The sequence below is a fragment of the Plantactinospora solaniradicis genome (genome assembly GCF_042658085.1).
GTDB classification, from domain to species: Bacteria; Actinomycetota; Actinomycetes; order Mycobacteriales; family Micromonosporaceae; genus Plantactinospora; species Plantactinospora solaniradicis.
In genome coordinates this window covers 1-803 of the sequence record NZ_JBHSPR010000147.1, presented here as the reverse complement: position 1 = coordinate 803, position 803 = coordinate 1, and the positions used below count along the sequence as shown (strand labels likewise).

Genomic DNA, 803 nt, shown 5'->3' with positions numbered 1-803 from the left:
GTCTACGCCACCACCCACGACACGGGAACCACATGGGGCTCGATGAACTTCAGCCTCTTCTCGAACTGGTCCGAGATGGGCTCGGCGAGCCAGAACGCGATGTCCTCGGGCACCGTCGCGCCCTCGCTCTTCTACTTCGCCCCAAGAAACATCTGGGTCCTGGCCTACCAGTGGGGCGGACCCGCGTTCTCCTACCGGACGTCGAGCGACCCCACCAACCCGAACGGATGGTCGTCCCCACAGACGCTGTTCTCCGGGAGCATCTCCAACTCCAGCACCGGCCCCATCGACCAGGCGGTCATCGGTGACAGCACGAACATGTACCTGTTCTTCGCCGGAGACAACGGCAGAATCTACCGAGCCAGCATGCCCATCGGAAACTTCCCCGGCAGCTTCGGCTCATCATCAACCATCATCATGACCGACACCACGAACAACCTCTTCGAAGCAGTCCAGGTCTACAAACTCCAAAACCAGAACCGATACCTCATGATCGTCGAGGCAATCGGCTCCCAAGGCCGCTACTTCCGCTCCTTCACCTCCACCAGCCTCGGCGGCTCCTGGACCCCACAAGCCGCAACCGAGAGCAACCCCTTCGCCGGCAAAGCCAACAGCGGCGCCACCTGGACCAACGACATCAGCCACGGCGAACTCATCCGCACCAACGCCGACCAGACCATGACCGTCAACCCATGCAACCTCCAACTGCTCTACCAAGGACGCTCCCCCAACTCCGGCGGCGACTACGGCCTCCTGCCCTACCGCCCCGGCCTACTGACCCTGCAACGCTAACCACACCACAC

Annotated in this window: 1 protein-coding gene; it reads left to right on the top strand. The window is 62.3% G+C overall.

All coding sequences use genetic code 11. The features are described from left to right. A partial coding sequence (locus tag ACFP2T_RS47960) for a glycoside hydrolase family 62 protein (RefSeq protein ID WP_377434795.1) occupies window positions 1-792 on the top strand: 792 nt, incomplete at its 5' end. Window positions 793-803 lie beyond the last annotated feature (11 nt).